Genomic DNA, 5,872 nt, shown 5'->3' on the forward strand with positions numbered 1-5,872 from the left:
CGCCGGGGCAGCGCGCGGGCGAAGAACGACGGCGGCACGAACACCGCGATGACCGCCGACAGCAGCACACCGAGCACGAGGAAGGGCAGCGCCTGGACCACCACCGCGACGAACACGGTCATCCAGCTCTGCATCACCGGTGTGGACAGCGCCCCGCGGATCGGGCCCTGTGACGCGATGACCAGCAGCAGGAGCATCGTCAGGGCGAGCGGGGAGCTGAGGTTCCAGCCCTGTCGGCCCTGGCGGTCGCCTCCGCCCGGCCGGCCCCGGCCGTCGTCCCCGTTCGGCCGGTGAACCGGTGGCGGGGCTGCCTTGGTCATGGTCACGCTTGCGGTACCTCCGGTCGGGGAAGGGCTCGGGCTCGGGCTGCTGATGCCCCTCCGCCTTGAATACGCCGGTTCGGCCACAGCTTCTCACCGCGTGTCTCCGGGATTGCCTTCGCCCGGGCGAATCTTGACCTGCGCAAGACCGAGCGGCGGCGACTCACGCCCCTCGGCGGTCGTGAGCGGCCGGTTGTCCTCGCTGCGCGCTCGGGGCGACGACCACCATTCCTGGTCCGATTTCGCTCCGCGTTCCGGTCGTTGCGAGATCTCTTTACGTCGCTGTCATGTACCTGTAGCTTCCCGGCCGCAGGGGCTTTCAGGAACTTGCCGGTTCTTCTTGCAAGACAACTCCCCTTCCCCGCACCCGCATTGGAGCCGCCCCCATGAGCCGCAGACGCCAACGCCCGCCATGGAGAGTGCTCATGGCGCTCTTGGCGGTGACCGGACTGTTCGGACTGACCCCGCCGGACACGAAGGCCGTCCCCATGGAGAGCACGGCCGCCACCTCCACGACGGCGACCGTCTTCTACTACACGAAGACCAAGAACTGGCCGACCACCTACCTGCACTACGCCCCCGACGGCGGTTCCTGGACCACCGTGCCCGGCGTCCAGATGGAGGCGGCCTGCACGGACTGGGTGAAGAAGACCGTCGACCTCGGCTCGGCCGCCGGACTGCAGGCCACCTTCAACAACGGAAGCGGCACCTGGGACAACAACGGTGGCAGCAACTACGCGCTGGGCACCGGCACCATCACCGTCAAGGACGGCGTGATCGCCCACAGCGACCCGTGCGCCGACACCGGCACGGGCAGCGGCCACCAGGCCACCGTGTTCTACTCGACCGCCACCTTCGGCTGGACCACGGCCAACCTCCACTACGCGCCCACGGGCGGCTCCTGGACGACGGCCCCCGGCGTCGGCATGGAGACCGCCTGCACCGGCTGGTGGAAGAAGACCCTCGACATCGGTACGGCGACCTCGCTCAAGGCGGCCTTCAACAACGGCAACGGCGTCTGGGACAACAACAACGGCACCGACTACGCGATCCCGGCCGGCACCACGACGGTGAAGGACCGGTCCGTGACCGCCGACGCCAAGGACCCGTGCGCCGCCGAAGAGCCCGACACCGAGGCACCGACCACCCCCACGAAGGTCACGGCGACCGCCACCAACACCTCGGTGGTGGTGAGCTGGGACCCGGCGACCGACGACACCGCCGTGACGAAGTACCAGCTCACCCGCACCGGCGGCACGAAGGGAACCGTCGTCACCGACGTCGGCTCGACGGTGTACTCCGACACGGGACTGGAGGAGAAGACCGAGTACACCTATACGGTCAAGGCGGTCGACGCGGCCGGGAACACCTCGCCCGCCTCCGCCGCGGCCACCGTCACGACCGGGGAGAAGGCCCCCGCCCCGGCCTCGGGGACGCCACTCGGCACCGACCCGCGCAAGGACCCGATCTACTTCGTCCTCACCGCCCGCTTCTACGACGGCGACAGCTCCAACAACCGCGGCGGCAGCCAGGACGTCAAGTCGGGCAACGCGGCCAACAACGACCCCATGTTCCGCGGCGACTTCAAGGGTCTCGTCGGCAAACTCGACTACATCAAGGCGCTCGGGTTCTCGGCGGTCTGGATCACCCCGGTCGTCCTCAACCGCTCGGACTACGACTTCCACGGCTATCACGGCTACGACTTCTACAAGGTCGACCCGCGCCTGGAGTCCGCCGGAGCCTCCTACCAGGACCTGATCAACGCGGCCCACGCCAAGGGCATGAAGATCTACCAGGACGTCGTCTACAACCACAGCTCCCGCTGGGGCGCCAAGGGCCTGTTCACCCCGACCGTCTACGGCGTGCGGGACTCCCAGTGGAGCTGGTACTACGACGAGAGGAACGAGGGCTTCGAGTACGACGGCCTGACCGTCGAGCCCAAGTCGGGGAAGTCGTACTACAACGGTGACCTGTGGTCGACCGCCGAACCGTCCGGCAACACCTGCCTCAACTGGGGCAAGCCCACCGGAGGAAAGAGCGCCGAGGGCTACACCGTATACAACTGCCAGTGGCCAAGCCCGACTTCGGGCATGTTCCCGAAGGCGTACTACCACCAGTGCTGGATCGGCAACTGGGAGGGCGAGGACTCCCGTTCGTGCTGGCTGCACGAGGACCTCGCCGACTTCAACACCGAGAACGCCACCGTCCAGAACTACTTGATCGGCGCGTACGACAAGTACATCGACATGGGCGTCGACGGGTTCCGCGTCGACACCGCCGTCCACATTCCGCGCGTCACCTGGAACCGCCGCTTCCTGCCCGCCATCTACGACCGGGTCACCCAGCGGTTCGGCACCGAGGCGGCGAAGAACTTCTTCGTCTTCGGCGAGGTGGGCGCCTTCGTCAACGACAAGTGGAACCGCGGCTCGGTGAACCACTCCGCGCAGTTCTTCACCTGGAAGGAACGCAAGGAGTACAGCGCGGACGACGTGACGGCAGCGATCGAGCAGTACAACTACGAGGAACAGCTCGGCACCGGCAACCAGCCCACCTCCGCCAACGCCTTCCTCAGCGGGAACAGTTACCACACACCGGACCGCAGCCAGTTCTCCGGCATGAACATCATCGACATGCGCATGCACATGAACTTCGGCGACGCGCAGAACGCCTACAGCAACGGCAAGGACTCCGACGACTCCGTCAACGACGCCACGTACAACGTCGTCTACGTCGACAGCCACGACTACGGCCCGAACAAGTCGAGCACCCGCTACAGCGGCGGCACCGACGCCTGGGCCGAGAACATGGCGCTGATGTGGACCTTCCGCGGCATTCCCACGCTGTACTACGGATCGGAGATCGAGTTCCAGAAGGGCAAGCAGATCGACTGCGGGCCGACCTGCCCGCTGGCGACCACCGGGCGCGCGTACTACGGCGGCCATCTCGCGGGCAGCGTCACGGCCTCCGACTTCGGCAAGGTCGACTCCGCGAGCGGCGAGGTCGCGACGACCCTCGCACAGCCGCTGGTCAAGCACCTCCAGCGGCTCAACCAGATCCGCCGGGCGATCCCGGCCCTGCAGTCGGGCCAGTACTCGACGGACGGCATCAGCGGCTCGATGGCCTTCAAGCGCCGCTACACCAGTGGCTCCACCGACAGCTTCGCGCTCGTCACGGTCACCGGCGCCGCGACGTACACCGGCATCCCCAACGGCACGTACACGGACGCCGTCACCGGTGACGTGAAGGCCGTGTCGAACGGCACGCTGTCGGTGGCCGCACCCGGGACGGGAAACCTGCGGGTGTATGTGCTGAACGGGCCCGGCAAGATCGGAGCGGCCGGCCCGTACCTGAAGTAGCCGCCGCCTCGCACAGCGCTTGCCTCGAATGACCCGCGCCCGGTGCGCAGGTGCGGTAGCGGCGATCACCGCGGTCACGCCGGGCGCCTCACGCCCGACCACGACAGCGGTTCGCGGCTCCCGCACCCGAGCACGACACCGTGATCGCTACTCCCGGCCCCGGCTGGACAACGGATCGCAGCTCCCGGCCCCGAGCACGGCCCGTGATCGCCGCTCCCGGCCCCGGCCGGACAACGGATCGCCGCTTCCGGTCCCGGGTGGGGGACAACGGATCGCCGCTTCCCGCCCCGGGCCGGACAAGGGGGTATCGGCTCCCTGCGTCGGAGGAGAAGGGACCAGGATGAATGGCGTGGTGTGCGTTGGGTACGCGTCGGTCGATGCGCCCGGGAGCGAGACCGGCCCGGGTGGCCGCCCGCCCGCCACTACCCCGGGATCTGCCATGGACACGCCCTTGAACAACCACCACCCCACCGCAGCAGCGGCGACCCCCGCCCAGGAGGCACTGAACACCCTCGCCGAGAACACGCAGGACCCCGCGGCGCTGGACACGCTGGCCGGCAGCGATGTGCTGGTGCCCGTGCCGGACGACGCCACCGACGCGGACGTCGCCGATCCCACGGCCGTCGCTCTGCCCGTCCTGGAGCAGCCCGGCGGCGAACAGGTGGTTCCGGTGTTCACCTCCGAGCAGGAGATGGCCGGGCTCCTCCCGTCCGTCTCCCGCTACCGTCTCGTGCCGCTCGGCGCGCTCGCCTCCCAGTGGCCGTCGGACGATCTGGCCCTCACGATCGACGCCAACTCACCGCACGGACTGACCCTCACTTCCGAGGGTGTGCGCACGCTGCTGGTCCGGCCGTAGGGCTGACGGCAGCGCCGCCCCGCGGCGGCCCACTCTTCCGAGCCCCGCCCCGCGGCTGCTCACGCTTCCGCCCCGCCCCTCTCTCCGCCGACGGCTGCCCCCGTACGACGAGCCGCCACAGCCATGTCCGTGGCAGCCGCCCCGGGCGCGGCCGAGGCGGGGCAGGGCGTCGGGTGTCGCTGCTCGCGGACGCATCCTGAAGTGCGCCGCCGTCCCGGCAATTCCCGCGACCGGGCGGTCGCTCAACGCCTCACCCGAGGTCCGCGCAGCCGAACGCCACCCCCGCGCTCGCAATCCGGGAGGCGGTCAGTCGTTCAGCATGCGGGCGAGCACCGACCGCTGCAGGGGGAGCACCTCGGCGTGCAGGTCGCGGCCCTTCGGGGTGAGGGCGACCCATACTCCGCGACGGTCCTCCTGGCAGACGGTGCGTTCCACCAGGCCGTCCTTCTCCAGGCGGCCGATGAGCCGGGACAGCGCGCTCTGGCTCAGATGGACCCCGCCCGCGATGTTCTGTACCCGGCACTGCTCGCCCGGCTCCGAGACCGTGCCCGAGGCGAGGATGTCCAGGACCTCGAAGTCACTGGCTCCGAGGCCGTGCGGATGCAGCACGCGGTCGATCTCGCACATCGTGCGTGCGTGCACCGAGAGGATGTCCCGCCACTGGTCCTCCAGGCGGGCACTGGGCGTCTTCGTTGCCATAACTGAACGGTAACAGAGATCCGGCCACTAGTTGAGTGTGCAACTAGTGCGCCCGCATCCCATCGCCGGCCGTCGGCAAGGGGTGGGATGCGGACGCAGCCGGTCGGTCGGCCGTCCCTAGGCGGCGGGGTCCTGGATCAGCCCGACGAGGTTGCCGTCCGCGTCCTTGACCGACGCGATCAGCCTGCCGTTTCCCACGTCCTGGATCTCCTGGAGGGTCTCGGCGCCCGCGTCGAGCAGGGCCGACAGCCGCTCCTTGATGTCGTCGACGTGCCAGAAGGGGACCGGACCGGTCAGGCCCTTGGAGTGGCCGCTCGGGTCCAGGCCGACATCCTGGCCCGCGTCCTTGAAGCCGACGTAGTACGGCTCGTCCACATACGGCTCCACGCCCAGCAGCGCGCTGAACAGGGCCTTTGTCTGTGCGAGGTCCTTGACGGGATAGATGATGGTCTTGAGCCCGGCGGTCATGGCGACTCCTCCGTGATGCGTGGTGGCCGTGTCGGCCGACTGTCGTGCCGTCGGCGTTCCGACGGTGCGTTCACGCTAAGCCGGGGGAGGCGGGTGTGGCTTCTCGAATCCTGACCGGTGCGCCCGCCCCGGAGCGCGGCAGGGCCCCGGAGGGTTCGGCCCCGGGGCCCTGC

The 5,872-nt window shown here is 69.1% G+C and carries 4 protein-coding genes and 1 pseudogene; 2 read left to right on the plus strand and 3 right to left on the minus strand.

The window, feature by feature from the left end; translation table 11 throughout:
• Window positions 1-326: pseudogene (locus tag ACFWBT_RS41320) on the minus strand (permease); the annotation flags it as partial.
• Between the two features lie 380 nt (window positions 327-706).
• On the opposite strand from ACFWBT_RS41320, the gene ACFWBT_RS41325 reads away from it, so the two are divergent.
• Window positions 707-3,676 (plus strand): carbohydrate binding domain-containing protein, encoded by a 2,970-nt coding sequence (locus ACFWBT_RS41325; RefSeq protein ID WP_385709485.1) that lies wholly within the window; start codon window positions 707-709, stop codon window positions 3,674-3,676.
• 439 nt (window positions 3,677-4,115) lie between these two features.
• Complete coding sequence (locus ACFWBT_RS41330) at window positions 4,116-4,532, plus strand: SseB family protein (protein ID WP_385709488.1); 417 nt, start codon at window positions 4,116-4,118, stop codon at window positions 4,530-4,532.
• Window positions 4,533-4,838: 306 nt separating this feature from the next.
• Here the strand turns inward: ACFWBT_RS41330 and ACFWBT_RS41335 are convergent, their stop codons facing one another.
• Entirely contained in the window at window positions 4,839-5,231 is a 393-nt protein-coding gene (locus tag ACFWBT_RS41335) for a MarR family winged helix-turn-helix transcriptional regulator (RefSeq protein ID WP_385709491.1), read from the minus strand.
• A 117-nt stretch (window positions 5,232-5,348) separates the two neighbouring features.
• Window positions 5,349-5,699 (minus strand): VOC family protein, encoded by a 351-nt coding sequence (locus ACFWBT_RS41340; protein WP_385709494.1) that lies wholly within the window; start codon window positions 5,697-5,699, stop codon window positions 5,349-5,351.
• Between the last annotated feature and the right edge of the window lie 173 nt (window positions 5,700-5,872).

It is taken from the genome of Streptomyces sp. NPDC060027, from assembly GCF_042737005.1.
Lineage (GTDB): Bacteria > Actinomycetota > Actinomycetes > Streptomycetales > Streptomycetaceae > Streptomyces.